This is a genomic window from Arthrobacter sp. ASL1, assembly GCF_056680475.1.
This window is the reverse complement of the sequence record NZ_CM155284.1, coordinates 3,461,065-3,478,476: the sequence shown is the minus strand read 5'-3', so window position 1 is coordinate 3,478,476 and position 17,412 is coordinate 3,461,065. Positions and strand designations below refer to the sequence as shown.

Genomic DNA, 17,412 nt, shown 5'->3' with positions numbered 1-17,412 from the left:
GGTTGCCGGATAGGTCATCCGACGCCCGAACGGCAGGCCCGGCATCATCGCCCGACCCTTACTGTGACGATACTCACAAGACGCAGGGCGCACAACCATCAAACATTTTCTTGAGCAGAGTGCTCAAACAGGAGCGTTGCTTACCTGATAAAGTTGTGCACTATGGCTGACTTGGACGAAATCGACCGCCGACTCCTCGATGCCCTGATTCAGGACCCCAAGGCCACCACCGTCGCCCTGGCCGCGGCGCTGGGCCTGTCCCGGAACACGGTGCAGGCGCGGTTGACCCGGCTGGAGAACCACGGGGCCTTCCTCTCCTTCGAACGCCGCATCAACCCGACGGCCCTGGGCTTCCCGCTGACCAGCTTCGTGCACATCCACGTCCAGCAGAAGAAGCTCGGCGAGATCACCAGCGCGCTGGCCCGCATCCCCGAGGTCGTGGAGGCCCACGGGCTCAGCGGAACTGCGGACATCCTGGCCAGCGTCGTGGCCCGTGGCGCGGAGGACCTCTTCCGGGTCCACGGCGCCATCCTGGACATCGACGGCATCGAACGGGCCGACACGTCGCTGTCGATGGCCGAGCTCATCCCTCACCGCATGCGCCCGCTGCTCGGGACGCAGTAGGTTCGACGGAATCAGCGAACGATCCTCGCCAGGTCGCCCGGGCCAAGGTCGCGATCTGCATAAACCAGCCGCGTGCCGCCCAGGTCGGGGTTGCGCGCGTCGCGACCCCGGTGGGCCAATTCCAGGCCCGTTTTCTCGGCCACGCGGGCTGATGCCTTGTTGTGTTCGAGCAGGGAGGCGACGACCGGCAGAGTCGGGCTGACGAGTCGGGCCTGCCGGATCGCCTCGAGCGATAGCTCCGTCGCGTAGCCGCGGCCGTGGGTTTCGGCAGCCAGTCGATAGGACAGGTTCCAGTAGACGCCCCCTCGGATGGCGCATCCGCCGCCGCCCAGGATCTTCGAACTGCCGACTTCCCTCACGACCCACGGCCCCAAGCCATCCCGCTCCCACAGGGACATCCAGGTCTCCACCATCGTGAGCGTCTGTTCGCTGGCGGAATGCCGTCCCCGGGGGTGGTGCATCCATACAGCCGGATCGCTGTAGATCCCGTGCAGCGCCGCGGCGTCGTCCACGTTCGGCCGGGCGAGGGACAGTCGCTGGGTCAAGGTCGGCATCGTGCGAGCCTACTGGGCCACGGAAGGCGGCCGTCTCTGGGGTGCCCTGCTGGCACAACGACGAAGGGAGCCGGATCCGAAAGGATCCGACTCCCCAGCGTCCTGCCGGTTCAAGAACCCGGCGATGCGTAGTTCCTAGTGGTCGACCGCCTTCTCGGCGCCGACACCGGTGAGCGAGCGGACCTCCATCTCCGCCCGCAGGGCCGGATCCTCCTTGGTCTTGCTGAGCACCGTGCCCAGCCAGCCCAGGAAGAACGCCAGCGGGATCGAGACGATGCCCGGGTTGCTCAGCGGGAAGATCGCGAAGTCCGCGCCGGTGATCATCGACGTCTCCGTGCCGGAGACCACCGGGGAGAACACGATGAGCAGGATGGCCGCGGCCAGTCCGCCATACATCGACCAGACGGCCCCCTGGGTGGAGAAGCGCTTCCAGTAGAGCGAGTAGATGATGGTCGGCAGGTTCGCCGAGGCGGCGACCGCGAAGGCCAGGGCCACCAGGAAGGCCACGTTCTGGCCCTGGGCGCCGATGCCGCCGATGATCGCGAGGATGCCGATGACGACGACGGTGCGCCGGGCGACCTTCATCTCCTTCTCCGGGGTCGTCTTGCCCTTGGCGATGACGTTGGCGTAGATGTCATGGGCGAACGATGCGGCAGCGGTGATCGTCAGTCCGGCCACCACCGCCAGGATGGTGGCGAAGGCGACCGCGGAGATCACCCCGAGCAGGATCGGCCCGCCGAGTTCGAAGGCCAGCAGCGGAGCCGCCGAGTTCACCCCGCCGGGGGCATTGGCAATCCGGTCCGGGCCGATGAGCGCGCCGGCACCGTAGCCGAGCACCAGCGTGAACAGGTAGAAGGCGCCGATGAGCCAGATCGCCCAGACGACCGACTTGCGGGCCTCCTTGGCGGTGGGGACCGTGTAGAAGCGCATCAGCACGTGCGGCAGGGCCGCGGTGCCCAGCACCAGGGCGAGCGCCAGGGAGATGAAGTCGAGCTTGGACGTCTCCGACGCCCCATACTTCAGTCCCGGATCCAGCAGGGCTGGGTTGCCCGCGGTTTCAACTGCTGCCCCCATCAGCGTGGAGAGGTTGAACCCGTACATGGCCAGCACCCAGATGGTCATGATGAACGCACCGGTGATGAGCAGGCAGGCCTTGATGATCTGCACCCAGGTGGTGCCCTTCATGCCGCCGACCAGTACGTAGACGATCATCAACCCGCCGACAACCGTGATGACCAGCGATTGTCCGAGCTTGCCGTCGATGCCCAGCAGCAGCGACACCAGCGCACCGGCGCCGGCCATCTGGGCGAGCAGGTAGAACAGGCACACGGCCAGCGTGGTGGTGGCGGCCGCAATGCGGATGGGGCGCTGCTTGAGGCGGAACGACAGCACGTCGGCCATCGTGAACTTGCCCGTGTTGCGGAGCATCTCCGCCACCAGCAGCAGGGCCACCAGCCAGGCGACCAGGAAGCCGATGGAGTACAGGAAGCCGTCGTATCCGTTGATGGCGATGGCCCCCACGATGCCCAGGAAGGACGCGGCCGAGAGGTAGTCCCCGGCGATCGCCGTGCCGTTCTGGGTTCCGGTGAAGGACCGCCCGCCGGCGTAGTAGTCGGCGGCGGTCTTGTTGTTCTTGCTCGCCCGCAGCACGACGACGAGGGTGACCCCGACGAAGAGGGCGAAGATGCCGATGTTCACGAACGGGTTGCCCACCGAGGTGGACTCGGCCGCCGCGGCCAGGGGCATCGCGGCGGTCGCGGCCAGGATGGTCATTTCAGGTCTCCTTCATCGACGGTCGCCTCGAGGCGTTCGCGCAGTGCCGTGGCCTTGGGATCCAGCTTCTTGTTCGAGAAGTGGACGTACGCTGCGGTGATGCCGAACGTGGAGACGAACTGCAGCAGCCCCAGGATGAGCCCGAGGTTGATGTTGCCTGCAACCTTGATGGACATGAACTCGTGGGCGTAGTCGGCCAGCAGCACGTAGGCGAAGTACCAGACCAGGAAGGCGATGGCCATCGGGAAGACGAAACTGCGGTGGGTGCGGCGAAGTTCCTGGAACTCGTCGCTGGCCTGGACGGCGATGAACTCGCCGGCGACCTCGTCCGGGCGGGCGGTCTGGACGCCGACGTCGGGCCCGGGGACGGCCTGCTGGTCCCGGGCGGGATCCGGGGTGGTGGGGTGTGCCATGGTTCCTCCTCAAAGTGGTCATGCCATCCGCTGCGGGGGACGGTGTCGTTCCGGGCACCCGCGGCAAAAGTCGGCTCCCATCACTTTCATCCACCCGCGGTCGATAGTGAAGTGCGTCACGTCATCGAGTGGCCCAACGGTGCCCTGGGTGCGCCGAGCGGTCGGGCCATCCCGGCGAGCGGTAGCACCTGTTCTGCGTCGGCCGCGCCCACCCGGCCGACGGCGCCCAACGTCTAGGCTGTGTCCATGCTTTCCGCCGCCTCCCAGACCACGGTGATCATCGCGATCCTCACCATTGCCGTGGCCGTGGTCTTCTACGTCGGGTTCCGGACCCTGCGCTCGTTCCGCGACCTGGGCACCGACGCCGACCGGGCGACGTACGAGACCCTGCACCGGGTCTCACAGGCCGCCCCGCACTTCAGCGCCGGCCTGCAGGCCGAGGGTGCCGGCCGGGCCGCGCGGCATCTGCGCGACGTGCTGGGCTGCGAGGGGTTGGCGATCACGGATACGACGACGGTGCTCGCCCTCGACGGTCCGCTGGCCGATCCGGGACGCTGTGCCCCCACCGATCTGGCGCGCGGTGCCGGCGAGGCCGTGCAGGCGGCCCGCACCCAGGTGGTGCGCACCCCCGGGGCTGATGGCGTCTACGCGCCCATCCTGGTCCGCGGCGTCGCGGTGGGCACCGTGGTGGCCATGGCCCCGCGCGCCAACGCCGGGCTGGTCCGCGCCACCACGGAACTGGCCGCCTGGGTGGCCGCCCAATTGGGGCTGGCCGAACTCGACGAGTCCCGGGCCCTGCTGATGGAGGCCGAGGTACGGGCCCTGCGCGCCCAGATCAGCCCGCACTTCATCTACAACAGCCTCAACGCCATCGCCTCCTTCATCAACACCGACCCGCAGCGGGCACGCACCCTGGTGGTCGAGTTCGCGGACTTCACCCGCTACTCCTTCCGCCGCCATGGGGACTTCACCACCCTCGCCGAGGAACTGCAGGCCATCGACCGCTACCTGCTGCTGGAGAAAGCACGGTTCGGGGAACGGATCCGGGTGTCCCTGTCCATCGCACCCGAAGTGCTCAGCACGGTCATGCCGTTTTTGTCACTGCAGCCGCTGGTGGAGAACGCGGTCCGCCACGGGCTCGAAGGCAAGGCCGGCGGCGGGTTGATCAGCCTGACGGCCTCCGATGCCGGGGAGTTCGCGGAAATCACCGTGGAGGACGATGGGGTGGGCATCGACCCGGAGGCGCTGCGCGCGGTCCTGGCCGGGACCGCCGACGGCGTGCACGTGGGGTTGCGCAACGTCGACGTGCGGCTGCGCCAGCTCTACGGCGATGGCCATGGCCTGGTCATCGACACCGCGCCCGGGGCCGGGACGCTGATCACGCTGCGCATCCCCAAGTTCCAGCCCGGGTACGACGCCGGCCCGCCGGCCTGAGTGCCCCGGCTCACATCGCTGCCTAGACTGGTGCCATGATCAATGTCGTGGTTGCCGATGATGAGCTGCCCGCCGTCGAGGAACTGGCCTTCCTGCTCGATGGTGATGCCCGGGTGGGCCAAATCCACCGGGCCACCTCCGGGGCGGCCGCGCTGAAGGCCCTGGAGGAGTTCGCCGTCGACGCGCTCTTCCTGGACATCCACATGCCCTCGCTCTCCGGCCTGGACATCGCCCGGGTCATCTCGCGCTTCAGCCGGCCCCCCGCCGTCGTCTTCGTCACCGCCGACGAGGCGCAGGCGCTGGAGGCCTTCGAGTTGGCTGCCGTGGACTACGTGCTCAAGCCGATCCGTCCCGAACGCCTCGCCGAGTCGGTGCGCCGGGTGTGCGAGCTGATCCAGGACGGGCCCACCGAGCCCGAGGTCGTCACGGTGGACCAGGGCGGGGTCACCAAGATGATCCGCCGCGACGAGATCCGCTATGTCCAGGCCCAGGGCGACTATGCCCGCCTGCACACCGCCGACGCCAGCTACCTGATCCGGGTCCCGCTCAACGACCTGGAACAGCAGTGGGGCCCGGCCGGGTACCTGCGCATCCACCGGGGATACCTGGTGGCGATGTCCCGGGTGGAGAAGGTCAGGATGGCCCCGGGCAAGGCATCGGTGGTCATCGGCGACACCGAATTGCCGGTCAGCCGCCGGGCGCTTCCGCTGCTGCGTGAGAACCTGGCCGCCAACCGCATCCGCCCCCTGTGAACGTCCCGGGCGTGGACGAACCGGAGGACCTCACCACGGCACCGGTGCGGGTGCGCGTGACGGCACCGGAGGGCGCACCATTGAGCTTGCCCGCCCGGCGGGCCGGCCACGACCCGGCCGCCGAGTTCTACGTCAGGTCGCTGATCCGTTCGCAATTGCGCCTGTCCCTGTCGGTGGCGTTGGGGTTCCTGCTGTTGCTGTTGTGCCTGGCCGTCATGGTCGCGGTCTGGCCGCAGATCCATGCCATCCGGATCCTGACGATCCCGCTGCCCTGGATCGTGCTGGGGATCGGGGTCTATCCGATCATCCTGTTGGGTGCGTTCCTCTACAACCGGGCCAGCGCCCGCTACGAGGCGCGGTACCGGGATGTGACCGGCGAGTGAGTACCGGTACGGCGCTGCTGGCGATCGCCGTCGTCATGCTTGCCACGGTGCTGATCGCCGTGCACGGGCTGCGCCTGTCGCGCACGACCGGGGATTTCTATGTCGCCTCGCGGACCGTGAGGCCCTGGTGGAACGCCTCGGCCATTGGCGGGGAGTACCTCTCGGCCGCCAGCTTCCTGGGGATCGCGGGGTTGATCGTGGTCTCCGGGCAGGACGCGCTCTGGTTCCCCATCGGCTACACGGCCGGCTACCTGATGCTGCTGCTCTTCGTGGCCGCCCCCATGCGCCGGTCCGGGGCCTACACGCTGCCGGACTTCGCGCAGATCCGGTTGAACAGCCGGGTCGCCCGGCTGGTGACCAGCATCCTGGTGGTCGTCGTCGGGTGGCTCTACATCGTGCCCCAGCTGCATGGGGCGTCCCTGACGCTGGCGATCACGACCGGGCTGCCCGGGTGGCTCGGCGCCGGGATCGTCATGGCGGTCGTGTGCCTGACCGTGGTGGCCGGAGGGATGCGCTCGATCACCTTCGTGCAGGCCTTCCAGTTCTGGCTCAAGCTCGGTGCCCTGGCGGTGCCCACCGTGTTCCTGCTGCTGCAGCTGGGGATCACCGGGCGGTCCGCCACCGGCAACGGGTTGGCCTTCGACCTACCCCAGGAGGCGCTGGGCCAGTCGGGGATCTACTCGACGATCTCGCTGATCGTGGCATTGCTGTTCGGCACGCTGGGCCTGCCGCACGTGCTGGTGCGCTTCTACACCAACCCGGATGGGGCCTCCGCACGGCGCACGACGGCGATCGTGCTGGGATTGCTCTCGGTGTTCTACCTCTTCCCCACGGTCCTGGGCGTGCTCGGGCGGGTCTACCTTCCGGAACTGGCGCAGAACGGCAACGCCGACGCCACGGTTCTGCTGCTGCCATCACGGGTGGTCGGTGGGACCGCGGGGAACCTGTTGACGGCCCTGGTCATCGGGGGTGCCTTCGCGGCGTTCATGTCCACCACCTCGGGCCTGGTGGTATCGCTCGCCGGGGTGATGAGCCAGGACCTCTTCGGCGGCACGGTGCGTGGCTTCCGCTATTCGGCGGTCCTGGCCAGCGCGGTCCCCCTGCTGCTCGCCCTGGGCACCAGCACGCTGGCGCTGGCCGGGGCAATCGGTTCGGTGTTCGCCTTCACGGCATCGACCATCTGCCCGCTGCTGTTGCTGGGCATCTGGTGGCGGGGGCTGACGGCGGCCGGGGCGGTGGCCGGCATGCTGGCGGGTGCGCTGGGGTGTGCGGCCGCCATGCTGGCTGCCTCGGCATTGCCCGGTCTGTCGGGTCTGGCACTGGGACTGGCCACGCAGCCGGCGGCTTGGACCGTGCCGCTGGCGTTCGTGGTCACGGTGCTGGTTTCGCTGGCGACGCGGGGGCTGGCCCCGGGGGCAACGACCGCGGTCATGACCCGGTTGCACGCACCCGAGCGGGTGCCGGCCGCCCCGCGGGCCGGCCGCCCGTAGCGGCTCCTAGTCGATGGAGGCCATGAGCTCGACGACGCGGTCCAGGAATGCGTCGACCTGGCTTTCCTCGTAACCGTCGGCACCCACGGCCTCCCGGAACGACGCCTTGCGCACGGCATCGACGCTCATCGGCACGTCCTGCTCGAAGTACCGCAGCAGATGCCCGCAGAGCTTGTCGACGTCCTCGACGTTGTAGCTGGGGGCGTTGCGCCGGCTGGGACGGCGGAAGCGCTGGCCGGGTTCGCGGTGGAGCCGGCCGCGCAGGATCGCCGAGAGGTGGCCGACCTGTTCGAGCCAGGCGTCCTCGCCGGCGGTCTCGATCAGCGCGTCGCGTTCGCGCTGGGCGAAGACGTCCTCGAGCCGGTCCAGTGCGGCATCGACCTCCTGGGCAGCGTAGCCGCCCTTCTGCGGTTCGAAGGAGGTCCGCCGGACCAGGTGGCTGGTGACCACGCTGTCGTCGTCGCCGGTGCCGTTGTAGGTGGCGCGGGCACGGGCCAGGAAGTGATCGACCTGCTTGACGTGGTAGCCGAACTCCTTGGAGTCGACCCGTTCGAAGGGGGTCTGGGTCTTCTGCTGGCTTTCCTGGCTCACTGCACTTCCCTCAAGCTTGCGTTCCTGGTGGACATCACGGCGGCAAGCCTGCTGGCCCGCCATATTACTGCACCCATCTTAGGGCAGTGGAAGGCCGATCGTGGCGTCCGCCCCGGGCAACAGCAACACCGAGATGATGTAGCCGATCGGGAAGGAGAACACGACCGAATCGAGCCGGTCCATCACGCCGCCGTGTCCGGGCAGCAGGTTGCTCATGTCCTTGATGCCGAGTTCGCGCTTGACCATCGACTCGGCCAGGTCGCCGGCGGTCGCGGCGGCCACCGTGGCCAACGCGAGCGGGATGCCGACCCACCAGGGCCGATCCAGCATGAACACGATGCAGCCGATGCCCACCAGGATCGCCCCGGCACACGACCCGGCGAACCCCTCCCAGGACTTCTTGGGGCTGATCTTCGGCGCCATCGGGTGCTTGCCCAGGGACGCGCCGACCAGATAGCCGAAGGTGTCGTTGGCAACGACGAGCAACAGCACGACGGCGACCAGGATGTGCCCATGGTCCTCCTGCAGCAGCAGCACGGCGAAGCTGATGAGGAACGGGACCCACAACAGGACGAAGGTGGAGGCGACCACGGAACGGAACGCGCCGGCAGCGCCCTCCACGAGCCGCCAGACGAGCACCAGCAGGACGCTCCCGGCCAGGGCGAACCCGAGCGCCTCGGGCCCGCCAAGGTAGGCCGAGAACGGCAAGACGATGCCCCCGACCGCCAGGGGCGGCAGCGGGACCTCGGTCTTCGCGGCCATGAGCGCGCGGCTGACTTCCCAGGAACCGACCACGGCGAACACCGCGACGATCGCCACGAAGGCCAACGGCAGGAAGAACAGGCCCAGCAGCACCGCTGCGAGCAGGACCACGCCGACCCCGGTGGCCGCCGGAAGGTTCCTGCCGGCCCGCGACGGTTTGGCGGCCCGCTGCTCGCGCAGCTGTCTCCGCGAGAGCGGCGCCGGTGCCGCGGGGTCCGGCCCCGGCGCTTCACCGTGGCCGCTACCGGCACCGTCGGGTTGCGTCGGAGTGGGCATTAGACGTCCAGCAACTCGGCTTCCTTGCGCTTGAGCACCTCGTCGATCGAGTCCGTGGCCTTCTTGGTCATCGCGTCGAGGTCCTTTTCGCCGCGCGAACCGTCGTCCTCGCCGACGTCGCCGTCTTTGACCATCTTGTCCATGGTCTCTTTGGCCTTGCGGCGGTGGTTGCGGATCGCGACCTTGGCATCCTCGCCCTTGCCCTTGACGACCTTCACGTACTCCTTGCGGCGCTCGGCCGTCAGCTCGGGAAGGGTCACCCGGATGACCTTGCCGTCGTTGGACGGGTTGGCACCGATCTCGGAGTCGCTCAGGGCCTTCTCGATCTCCCGCAGGGCGGTGACATCGTAGGGGGTGATCAGGATCGTGCGGGCATCGGGGACGGCAAAGGAGGCCAGCTGCTGCAGCGGCGTGGCCGAACCGTAGTAGTCCACCAGCACCTTGGAATACAGTCCCGGGTTCGCCCGCCCGGTACGGATCGTGGCGAAGTCCTCCTTCGCCGCCTCGAGGGTACGCTCCATCTTCTCGTTGGCGTCCTGCAGGGTTTCCTCGATCACTACTCTCTCCTTAGGAATCCGGGCCCGTCAGACGGCTCCCGGGGTGGGTTCCACGCTCAGCATTCATCCTATGCCACGGTGGCGGTGCTAGACGGTGACGCGCGTGCCCAGGGCCTCGCCGCGGATGGCCCGGGTGACGTTGCCGGTGCCCTCCATGCCGAAGACCATCATCTCCAGGCCGTTGTCCTTGCACATCGTCATGGCCGTCTGGTCCATGACGCGGATGTTCTTCAACAGCGCCTCGTCGTATGTCAGCGTCGCCAGGCGCTCGGCGGTGGGGTCCTTCTTGGGATCGGCGGTGTAGATGCCGTCGACGCCGCTCTTGGCCATGAGCACGACGTCGGCACGCACCTCGAGGGCCCGCTGCGCGGCCACGGTATCGGTGGAGAAGTACGGCAGGCCCGCACCGGCCCCGAAGATGACCACGCGGTTCTTCTCCATGTGGCGGATGGCCCGGCGCGGGATGTAGGCCTCGGCGACCTGGGCCATGCTGATGGCGGACTGCACGCGCGTCTCGACGCCGGCCTGCTCCAGGAAGTCCTGCAGGGCCAGGCAGTTCATCACGGTGCCCAGCATGCCCATGTAGTCGGCGCGGGAACGGTCCATGCCGGACTGCGACAGCTCGGCGCCGCGGAAGAAGTTGCCGCCGCCGACGACGATCGCGGTCTCGACCTCGCCGACGGTTGCGGCGATCTGTTCTGCGACACCGCGCACTGTCACCGGGTCGACGCCGAGCTTGCCGCCGCCGAAAACCTCGCCGGAGAGCTTGAGCAGGACCCTGCGACGGGTCCCGGCCTCGTTGGCGATCTGGGTCGGTTCTACCTGCTGGGTTGCTTCCACGGTGGGCCTCCTGTCGCGGACCGGGGTCCGCCGTCGTGCTGGGTGTCTGGAATGGTCTGGGCGTGGCAAGGGGGCGGCCACCGTACTGGTGGCCGCCCCCTTGTCATTGCCGCATGGGCGGGCGGAATCCGGCCGCCGTTCAGCTGCTAGGAGCCTACGCGGAAACGGGCGAACCCGGTAGCCGAGACGCCGGCGCTTTCAAGCACCTTGCCGACGATCTGCTTCGAGTCCTTGGCGAACGGTTGGTCGAGCAGCACGGTCTCCTTGAAGAAGCCCGTCAGACGGCCTTCGACGATCTTGGTGAGTGCTGCTTCCGGCTTGCCTTCGGCGCGCGCGGTCTCGTCCGCGATGCGGCGCTCGTTGGCAACCGTTTCGGCGGGGATGTCGTCGCGGCTCAGGACCGTCGGCGCCAGTGCCGCGGTGTGCACGGCGACGTCGTGGGCGACGGTCTGGGCTGCTTCACCGGTACCGTCAACGGCCATGAGCACGCCGACCTGCGCCGGAAGATCCTTGGAGGTCTTGTGCAGGTACGCATCGACCGTGGCACCTTCGAGACGGACCAGGCGGCGGACGACGATCTTCTCGCCCAGGATGGCGCCCTCTTCGATGACGAAGTCGGAGACCTTCTTGCCGTCGACGTCGGCAGCCAGCAGTGCGTCGAGATCGGCAGCTCCGGTGGAAACGGCGACTTCCAGGACCTTGTTGGCCAGGGCGATGAACTTCTCGTTCTTGGCGACGAAGTCGGTCTCGCAGTTGATCTCGATCATGACACCGACGTTTCCGTCGACGACCTTCGCGGCCACGAGGCCCTCGGCGGTGGAACGCCCCTCACGCTTGGTGGCGCCCTTGAGTCCCTTGACGCGGATGACCTCGATGGCCTTTTCGGCATCGCCGTTGGCCTCGTCGAGGGCCTTCTTCACGTCCATCATTCCTGCGCCGGTGCGCTCGCGCAGCGCCTTGATATCAGCGGCGGTGTAGTTCGCCATGTGCAACCCCATTCTCAGTGGTGATCCAGCTTGTTCCCACGGGCCGTCCCCATCACGGACACGGCCCGGTTTGAAGGAAGCCGGCGAGCCATATGGCCCGCCGGCTCCCGTGACCCAACAGTTGTTACTTGGCGTCCTCGGCCGGAGCCTCGGGTGCTGCCTCTTCGGCCGGTGCGGCTTCGGCGGCGGGTGCCTCCTCGGCGGGGGCCTCGACTGCGGCGGCGGCTTCGGCTGCGGGGGCCTCCGGCTCGCCCTCGACTGCCGGTGCTGCCTCTTCCGCGGCGGCCTTGGCCTCCTCGGGCTTGGCCTCGAGCAGCTCGCGCTCCCACTCGGCCATCGGCTCGGCGGCGGCCTCGGTGTTGCCACTCTGCTTGTTGCTGCGGGCGATCAGGCCCTCGGCAACGGCGTCGGCGACGACGCGGGTCAGCAGGTTGACGGACCGGATGGCGTCGTCGTTGCCCGGGATCGGGAAGTCGACCTCGTCGGGATCGCAGTTGGTGTCCAGGATGGCCACGACGGGGATGTTCAGCTTCTTGGCCTCGTCAACGGCGAGGTGTTCCTTCTTGGTGTCGACGACCCAGAGGAGCGACGGTGCCTTGGTCAGGTTGCGGATGCCGCCCAGGTTGGTCTGCAGCTTGGTGAGCTCGCGGCGCATCAGCAGCAGTTCCTTCTTGGTGTACATCGAGCCTGCGACGTCGTCGAAGTCGATTTCCTCGAGCTCCTTCATGCGCGAAACGCGCTTGGAGACCGTGGCGAAGTTGGTCAGCATGCCGCCGAGCCAGCGCTGGTTGACGTAGGGCTGGTTGACGCGGGTGGCCTGCTCGGAGATGGCCTCCTGGGCCTGCTTCTTCGTGCCGACGAACAGCACGGTTCCGCCGTGGGAGACGGTGGCCTTGACGAACTCGTAGGCGCGGTCGATGTAGGACAGCGACTGCTGGAGGTCGATGATGTAGATGCCGTTGCGCTCGGTGAAGATGAAGCGCTTCATCTTCGGGTTCCAGCGACGGGTCTGGTGGCCAAAGTGGACGCCGCTGTCGAGCAGCTGGCGCATGGTTACGACGGGCATGTCGCAACTCCTTCCGGCGGTAGCAGTCCGATCCCGGTCGGGATCGCGGTAACCACCTGTTGTTTCGGTTGTCTGGCTTTCCACCGGCTGGTGGCGCCCCTGGTACTGTGCACCGGATTCCCGGTCCCTGCCGCCGACCGGGTTTCCGGACCGTGGGCGGCATGATCCACCCATGCAATGGATGGAGGCGCAATACGCGAAGTCAGTTCTCTGCGCATCCGACCCGTGGGCACAGGTCATCGACGCACAGAACTGCGGTTACAAGTGTACTACAGCCCCCGGGGCCCGCCGACCGCCCGCGCGCCCTCCACAGCCGGCTCGACGGCGGGGTTTTCCACCGGCCGGGATGGCCAACTCCTCCGCCATTCCGGGACCCGTCAGGATCGTGGCATGTCCTTCCCGCGAACCCGACTCATCCGGGCGGCCGGCGTGCTCGCCGTGGCGCTGGCCGCAGTGGTGCCCGGTGCCGCCGTCGCCACGGCGCCCGCCGCACCCGATGCGCCGGAGGGGAACACCGTGAGTCCAGTCGGCGCCTGGGCCTGGCCGGCCGGCGGCCCGGACGGCGTCCTGGAAGGTTTCGACCCGCCGTCGTCGCCGTGGGCCGCCGGCCATCGGGGGGTGGATCTGCGAGCCGCCGCAGGCACTCGGGTCCGCTCTCCCGCTTCCGGGGTGGTGGCCTTCGTCGGCGTGGTGGTCGACCGCCCGGTCGCCACGGTCGACCACGGCAACGGGCTGGTCTCCAGCTTCGAGCCGGCCGCCGCCGAGCTGTCGGTCGGCGATGCTGTCGCGCGCGGGCAGACGGTGGCGCGCGTCGGCGCCGGTGGTCATTGTTCCGGGGTCTGCCTGCACTGGGGTGTCCGCTTGGACGGCGAGTACATCGATCCGCTGACCCTGGTCATGGATCGGCGCCCGTCTATCCTCCTGCCGGTCCCGGAGGCCTTCCGCCCGCGATCGCCCGACGGTAGAGATCGATCATGAGGTCGGTCTGCCGGCCCTGCAGGAAGCGGTCCGTGTCCATGGCGGGGCCGTGCTCCCGGCCGCCGGCGCGCAGTTCCCCGGTGGCCCGGGACAGCGCCCGCGCCAGCCCGTCCACGGTGTCATCGGGCGTGAGCCAGACCAGCTCTTCCGGCAGGTCGGCGGCGATTCGGTGGTCGCTGAGCACCGTTGGGGTGCCCAGCGCGGCCGCCTCGTAGACGGTCATTCCCTGGGTCTCGAAACCCTGCGAGGTCTGGACCAGGGCGTCGCTGCGACGCAGTTCGGCCAGCATCTGCCGGTACGGCACCCGCCCACGGAAGGTGACGGTGCAGGCCGTGATGTCGGCGGCCAGGCGTTCGGCCCGGTGTCGTTCGGCACCGTCGCCGAACACGTGGACCTCGGCGCGGATCCCCGAGGCCGCAACGGCCTGCAGGAAGGGGATCAGCCGCTTCTCGGCGCTGAACCTGCCGATCCAGGTCAGCATCGGGCGCTCCCGAGCGGTCCGGTGCCGCGGCTCGGCAAGTAGTTCGCGGGCCACATCGTCATCGAGCCCGGTGGGGATGACCTCGACTGTCCGGCACACGCCACGATCCTGGAGCAGTTCGGCGAAGTGGGTGGAGGGTGCCGTGACCACTGCGGCTCGGGACGCGAAGCCCCGCAGATAGGCCCAGGCATCGGTCGGCGCGGGCTCCCCCGTGCGCAACACCCGTCGCTGCATCATGCCGAAGGCGCGTTGGAACAGGCCGGGCAGGGGCATCGTGGCCCGCAGCCCGGCTTCGAGGTGGTTGTGCATGGTGTGCACGACGGGGACGTCAAGTGCCGCGGCAGCCGCGTAGCCGACGACAGCGCCCCAGAAGTCGGCTTGGACGTGGACGACGTCGACCTCCCCGCGACGGCGCAGCCCGGAGACCACCACGTCGATGGCGCGCCGCGACGGAACGCTCATGCCATATTCCCCGGATCCGAGCGGGATGGTGGCCATGGTGAGCACGTCCGGATCCGGAGCCGCAGCACGGGAGCGGAGCCCCGGCGAGACGATCGTGACGCGGTGGCCGGCCCGCAGCAGGAACTTGCGCTGCAATTCGACGGACGTCTGCATGCCGCCCAGCGTCCGAGGATGCTGGTCGGTGAACATCACGATGTGCAGCGCACGGTTCATGCGGGACCTCCGGATCAGCGCCCGACCTTCCAGCCGGTGCCTTGGACGTGGGTCCGGCCAGTGCGCTGTTGCAAACCGGCCGGCGGGTTAGGGCGAGTGGGCCGCGAACCCACGACCCAGGAATATACGAGTCCCGCCCCGGCATTCCGAGGGCATTCATCTGGCACAAACACCGCGGGATTCCGGGGTTTTCAATCCCAAGTTTACGACGGCGAACACCGTCACACCCAGAAACTACCATCAAGTTACCATCGGGGCCGTCCTCCGTCCCATGGGCACCACCCCTGCCGATTCCGGCGAGATCGCTACCGACGCGACGTTCCCAGTGTCACGCTCCTCGTCTACTCCCCGGTTATTCAGGCTATTGGGGCTAACGCCGTGAACAGTTCCACCGAATCGGGGAATTGATTCATGGCGGGAAGCCCCGGCAGATGCCGGCAATAACACTGGCCCGCAAAGGCAATATCGGGTGGCTTCCAGACCTTCAAATACCCACGCCGATCGCAGTACAGTGACAAGGACATCGGCTGGCACAGTCATCAAGAGAGGTTCACATCATGGGCACACCTGAGGCGATCATCAAAGCTCTTCAGGACACTCTTGATCACGAGGACGGGCTCGCCTCTCGGGTCGAGCAGTCGTTGGTGACGGCGCGGGGGTTGGCGGAGAGGGATTTGGACCGTGATCTGTTTGCGGCGCTCGAATGGCCGCAAGATCTCAAGCAGTACGAGACTTATCTGAATGGGTTTATCCGGTGGATACCTCAGCAGTCGGATAAGAAGGCGTGGCGATCCCAGGCCCCGGAACACAGGTATGCCAAAGAGGTCAGCGATCGGCTCGCCCACTTTTTCTGGCTGATCGACCAGACGGGTGACGATGGGGCGGCGATCGTGGAGAACTCGGATACTTTTCGGAACTGGCTCACCGAGTTCGCTCGCCAGTGGGGGAGTTTCTTGGACACCCCCGAATCATTCGGCCCGGAGATCCTCGACTCGTTCATCACAAACGCTCCCGAGTATGGCATCAGCGAATCACTGGTCAATGGTTCGCCGAACATGCCGAGCGGTTGGCTGACATTCAACCAGTTTTTTGCCCGCGAATTGAATGCCGGGCTACGGCCCATCACGGAGCCGGGAAATAACCGGGTGGTTACGTCGCCGGCCGATTGTAGCTTCCAAAATGTATACGACGTCGACGCAGAGTCGAACATTCCGGCGACGACCATCAAGAACACGCACAAATACGGCAATATCAAACAACTCATCGATGGAAGTGTTTACGCCGAGACCTTCGCTGGGGGGGACGTTCGCCCACTACATGCTGCCACCCTCGGCATATCACCGGTTTCACGTGCCGGTTGCCGGGCTCGTCAAGGAGTCCTTCGTCATCAGCGGAAAAGTATTCATGCAAGTTGTCCTACAGGATGGGCAGTTGCAGTCGAAAGATGCCGCGTCGACTGGATATGAATTCTCCCAAACACGTGGGGTGCTCACGATCGACACGGCCGAGTCCCCAGCGGGCGACCTCGGCGTGGTCGGCGTCGTGCCGGTGGGCATGTCCCACGTAGCGTCGGTGACGCAGACCGCTGCAGCGGGCAAACAGGTGGCCAAAGGAGACGAATTCGGCTACTTCCAGTTCGGGGGTTCCGACATCATCTTGTTGTTTCAAGACGGAGTCGATCCCCAAGTCGACACCAGCGAAGACTTCCGGCTCGTCGGCTCGTCCGTGGCCCGCTGCCACACACGCTCCTCATAGCGGATGGACGGGCGCCGGCGGGCCCAGGTCGTCGTCGGTTGGACGTTAGACGGCAAACCGAAGCGGAAGATCGTCTACGGGACCACCAATATGGAGTGCGCGGAGTGCGCGGGAACCTGCCGACCTCATCACGCGGGAGCGGACCCCCCGCCTGACCAGCGGGTGCTCGCCCCAGCTGGCCGACTGGACGAGGCACGGGCTGGACGGCACCACGTGTCGGCGAGCAGGCCACGCTCGACTACCGATCCGGAGTCCGGCCCGACAACCTGGAGCACCTCGCAGGACAAGTCCGCCTGGAGAAGACCACCGCCGGCGGGATCCGCTGGCTGGTCGGCCTCTGCCTCGGCCCACGCCTGGGCGAAGTCCTCGGCACGGGCTGGGACCGGATCCACCTGGCGACCGGCACCGCGACGTTCACCCGAGAGCACTACCGGATCCCCTGGGAACACGGCTGCAGCACAGTGGCCGGCAAACTCTCCTGCGGGCGCCGCTCCGCATCCCGCCCCCTCATCGAGGCGCTACGTCCCCACCGGCGGCACAGACGGCCATGGCAGCGCAGGAAGGGCGAGCCGGAGTGTCCGGACGTGGCAGAACGGCGAGCAGGTCGATCTGGTGTTCTGCCACCGCAACGGCCGACCCATCGCCGCCCGGAAGGACTACGGCGCCTGGCACGCATTCCTTGCGGCCGGGAGCGTCCCCGAGGTCGGGGTCCACGACGGCCGGCACACCGCCGCCGCCTTCCTGCTCCTCATGGGCGTCGACGGCCGCGTCGTCATGGACACGCTCGGCTGGTCCCGGATGAGCATGCTCAAGCGCTACCAGCACGTCCTGGACGAGATGAAGCACGACGCTGCAGCCCGCATGGCCACCGCGCTCTGGACCGAACCAGAGCCGGATCCAGCGCCCACCGAGGTGGTTTCCCTGGCCGACTTCCGGGCCCGTCGCGGCACCTGAACCGGGGCCGCTGAGCATTAACTGTGGTCATACTGTGGTCAGAAACCAGAAAAGGCCCCAGTCGGACC

19 protein-coding genes are annotated in these 17,412 nt (G+C 67.7%); 9 read left to right on the top strand and 10 right to left on the bottom strand.

The features are described 5' to 3' along the window. Positions 1-162 precede the first annotated feature (162 nt). Positions 163-624, top strand: coding sequence for an Lrp/AsnC family transcriptional regulator (locus AC1MEQ_RS16420; protein ID WP_479792222.1), 462 nt, complete (start codon positions 163-165; stop codon positions 622-624). A gap of 11 nt (positions 625-635) precedes the next feature. Here the strand turns inward: AC1MEQ_RS16420 and AC1MEQ_RS16415 are convergent, their stop codons facing one another. The 3 genes from AC1MEQ_RS16415 to AC1MEQ_RS16405 all read right to left on the bottom strand — a co-directional run bounded on the left by AC1MEQ_RS16415 (position 636) and on the right by AC1MEQ_RS16405 (position 3,364). Beyond that, on the bottom strand, positions 636-1,178 hold the full coding sequence (locus tag AC1MEQ_RS16415) for a GNAT family N-acetyltransferase (RefSeq protein WP_479792221.1): 543 nt from the start codon (positions 1,176-1,178) through the stop codon (positions 636-638). A 135-nt stretch (positions 1,179-1,313) separates the two neighbouring features. Then, positions 1,314-2,924 carry a solute symporter family protein gene (locus tag AC1MEQ_RS16410; RefSeq protein ID WP_479796163.1) on the bottom strand — a complete coding sequence of 537 codons (1,611 nt, stop codon included), beginning with the start codon at positions 2,922-2,924 and terminating at the stop codon, positions 1,314-1,316. Positions 2,925-2,947: 23 nt separating this feature from the next. Continuing rightward, positions 2,948-3,364 (bottom strand): DUF485 domain-containing protein, encoded by a 417-nt coding sequence (locus AC1MEQ_RS16405; RefSeq protein WP_479792220.1) that lies wholly within the window; start codon positions 3,362-3,364, stop codon positions 2,948-2,950. 246 nt (positions 3,365-3,610) lie between these two features. Between AC1MEQ_RS16405 and AC1MEQ_RS16400 the strand changes: the two genes are divergently transcribed. The 4 genes from AC1MEQ_RS16400 to AC1MEQ_RS16385 are packed head-to-tail and all read left to right on the top strand — an operon-like array spanning position 3,611 to position 7,423. Beyond that, a complete protein-coding gene (locus tag AC1MEQ_RS16400; protein ID WP_479792218.1) occupies positions 3,611-4,798 on the top strand; it encodes a sensor histidine kinase in 1,188 nt (395 codons plus the stop codon). A 35-nt stretch (positions 4,799-4,833) separates the two neighbouring features. Next, positions 4,834-5,550 (top strand): LytR/AlgR family response regulator transcription factor, encoded by a 717-nt coding sequence (locus AC1MEQ_RS16395; RefSeq protein WP_479792216.1) that lies wholly within the window; start codon positions 4,834-4,836, stop codon positions 5,548-5,550. A gap of 11 nt (positions 5,551-5,561) precedes the next feature. Next, positions 5,562-5,933 carry a hypothetical protein gene (locus AC1MEQ_RS16390; RefSeq protein WP_479792215.1) on the top strand — a complete coding sequence of 124 codons (372 nt, stop codon included), beginning with the start codon at positions 5,562-5,564 and terminating at the stop codon, positions 5,931-5,933. Beyond that, positions 5,930-7,423 carry a sodium/solute symporter gene (locus tag AC1MEQ_RS16385; RefSeq protein WP_479792213.1) on the top strand — a complete coding sequence of 498 codons (1,494 nt, stop codon included), beginning with the start codon at positions 5,930-5,932 and terminating at the stop codon, positions 7,421-7,423. The genes AC1MEQ_RS16390 and AC1MEQ_RS16385 overlap by 4 nt, the downstream gene beginning before the upstream one ends. A 6-nt stretch (positions 7,424-7,429) precedes the next feature. On the opposite strand, the gene AC1MEQ_RS16380 is transcribed toward AC1MEQ_RS16385, so the two are convergent. The 6 genes from AC1MEQ_RS16380 to rpsB all read right to left on the bottom strand — a co-directional run bounded on the left by AC1MEQ_RS16380 (position 7,430) and on the right by rpsB (position 12,501). After that, positions 7,430-8,014, bottom strand: coding sequence for a DivIVA domain-containing protein (locus tag AC1MEQ_RS16380; protein WP_479792211.1), 585 nt, complete (start codon positions 8,012-8,014; stop codon positions 7,430-7,432). 78 nt (positions 8,015-8,092) lie between these two features. Further along, entirely contained in the window at positions 8,093-9,052 is a 960-nt protein-coding gene (locus AC1MEQ_RS16375) for a phosphatidate cytidylyltransferase (protein ID WP_479792209.1), read from the bottom strand. Beyond that, on the bottom strand, positions 9,052-9,609 hold the full coding sequence (gene frr, locus AC1MEQ_RS16370) for a ribosome recycling factor (RefSeq protein WP_479792207.1): 558 nt from the start codon (positions 9,607-9,609) through the stop codon (positions 9,052-9,054). The genes AC1MEQ_RS16375 and frr overlap by 1 nt, the downstream gene beginning before the upstream one ends. Positions 9,610-9,696: 87 nt before the next feature. After that, on the bottom strand, positions 9,697-10,416 hold the full coding sequence (gene pyrH, locus AC1MEQ_RS16365; protein WP_479796162.1) for a UMP kinase: 720 nt from the start codon (positions 10,414-10,416) through the stop codon (positions 9,697-9,699). Positions 10,417-10,595: 179 nt separating this feature from the next. After that, complete coding sequence (tsf, locus tag AC1MEQ_RS16360; RefSeq protein WP_479792205.1) at positions 10,596-11,435, bottom strand: translation elongation factor Ts; 840 nt, start codon at positions 11,433-11,435, stop codon at positions 10,596-10,598. Positions 11,436-11,559: 124 nt separating this feature from the next. Continuing rightward, positions 11,560-12,501 carry a 30S ribosomal protein S2 gene (gene rpsB / locus AC1MEQ_RS16355; protein ID WP_479792204.1) on the bottom strand — a complete coding sequence of 314 codons (942 nt, stop codon included), beginning with the start codon at positions 12,499-12,501 and terminating at the stop codon, positions 11,560-11,562. A gap of 390 nt (positions 12,502-12,891) precedes the next feature. Here rpsB and AC1MEQ_RS16350 point away from each other — a divergent pair, with 390 nt between their 5' ends. Then, the gene (locus tag AC1MEQ_RS16350; RefSeq protein ID WP_479792203.1) at positions 12,892-13,479 is read left to right on the top strand and encodes a M23 family metallopeptidase; all 588 of its coding nucleotides are present in this window, start codon (positions 12,892-12,894) and stop codon (positions 13,477-13,479) included. Here the strand turns inward: AC1MEQ_RS16350 and AC1MEQ_RS16345 are convergent. Next, positions 13,415-14,635 (bottom strand): glycosyltransferase, encoded by a 1,221-nt coding sequence (locus tag AC1MEQ_RS16345; RefSeq protein ID WP_479792201.1) that lies wholly within the window; start codon positions 14,633-14,635, stop codon positions 13,415-13,417. The genes AC1MEQ_RS16350 and AC1MEQ_RS16345 overlap by 65 nt on opposite strands. Before the next feature lie 557 nt (positions 14,636-15,192). On the opposite strand from AC1MEQ_RS16345, the gene AC1MEQ_RS16340 reads away from it, so the two are divergent. From AC1MEQ_RS16340 to AC1MEQ_RS16330, 3 genes are all read left to right on the top strand, one after another. Next, entirely contained in the window at positions 15,193-16,101 is a 909-nt protein-coding gene (locus AC1MEQ_RS16340) for a phosphatidylserine decarboxylase (RefSeq protein ID WP_479792200.1), read from the top strand. Next, positions 15,986-16,390, top strand: a complete 405-nt coding sequence (locus tag AC1MEQ_RS16335) for a phosphatidylserine decarboxylase (protein WP_479792199.1) — start codon at positions 15,986-15,988, stop codon at positions 16,388-16,390. The genes AC1MEQ_RS16340 and AC1MEQ_RS16335 overlap by 116 nt, the downstream gene beginning before the upstream one ends. Positions 16,391-17,002: 612 nt before the next feature. After that, positions 17,003-17,344: a tyrosine-type recombinase/integrase gene (locus AC1MEQ_RS16330; protein WP_479792198.1), complete on the top strand. Its 342-nt coding sequence runs from the start codon at positions 17,003-17,005 to the stop codon at positions 17,342-17,344. Positions 17,345-17,412 lie beyond the last annotated feature (68 nt).

What these genes read in the sequence shown, in the direction of transcription:
- AC1MEQ_RS16420 (WP_479792222.1), top strand. Translation starts at nt 163, where the DNA reads ATGGCTGACTTGGACGAAATCGACCGCCGACTCCTCGATGCCCTGATT.
- AC1MEQ_RS16415 (WP_479792221.1), bottom strand. Translation starts at nt 1,178, where the DNA reads ATGCCGACCTTGACCCAGCGACTGTCCCTCGCCCGGCCGAACGTGGAC.
- AC1MEQ_RS16410 (WP_479796163.1), bottom strand. Translation starts at nt 2,924, where the DNA reads ATGCCCCTGGCCGCGGCGGCCGAGTCCACCTCGGTGGGCAACCCGTTC.
- AC1MEQ_RS16405 (WP_479792220.1), bottom strand. Translation starts at nt 3,364, where the DNA reads ATGGCACACCCCACCACCCCGGATCCCGCCCGGGACCAGCAGGCCGTC.
- AC1MEQ_RS16400 (WP_479792218.1), top strand. Translation starts at nt 3,611, where the DNA reads ATGCTTTCCGCCGCCTCCCAGACCACGGTGATCATCGCGATCCTCACC.
- AC1MEQ_RS16395 (WP_479792216.1), top strand. Translation starts at nt 4,834, where the DNA reads ATGATCAATGTCGTGGTTGCCGATGATGAGCTGCCCGCCGTCGAGGAA.
- AC1MEQ_RS16375 (WP_479792209.1), bottom strand. Translation starts at nt 9,052, where the DNA reads ATGCCCACTCCGACGCAACCCGACGGTGCCGGTAGCGGCCACGGTGAA.
- tsf (WP_479792205.1), bottom strand. Translation starts at nt 11,435, where the DNA reads ATGGCGAACTACACCGCCGCTGATATCAAGGCGCTGCGCGAGCGCACC.
- rpsB (WP_479792204.1), bottom strand. Translation starts at nt 12,501, where the DNA reads ATGCCCGTCGTAACCATGCGCCAGCTGCTCGACAGCGGCGTCCACTTT.
- AC1MEQ_RS16350 (WP_479792203.1), top strand. Translation starts at nt 12,892, where the DNA reads ATGTCCTTCCCGCGAACCCGACTCATCCGGGCGGCCGGCGTGCTCGCC.
- AC1MEQ_RS16345 (WP_479792201.1), bottom strand. Translation starts at nt 14,635, where the DNA reads ATGAACCGTGCGCTGCACATCGTGATGTTCACCGACCAGCATCCTCGG.
- AC1MEQ_RS16340 (WP_479792200.1), top strand. Translation starts at nt 15,193, where the DNA reads ATGGGCACACCTGAGGCGATCATCAAAGCTCTTCAGGACACTCTTGAT.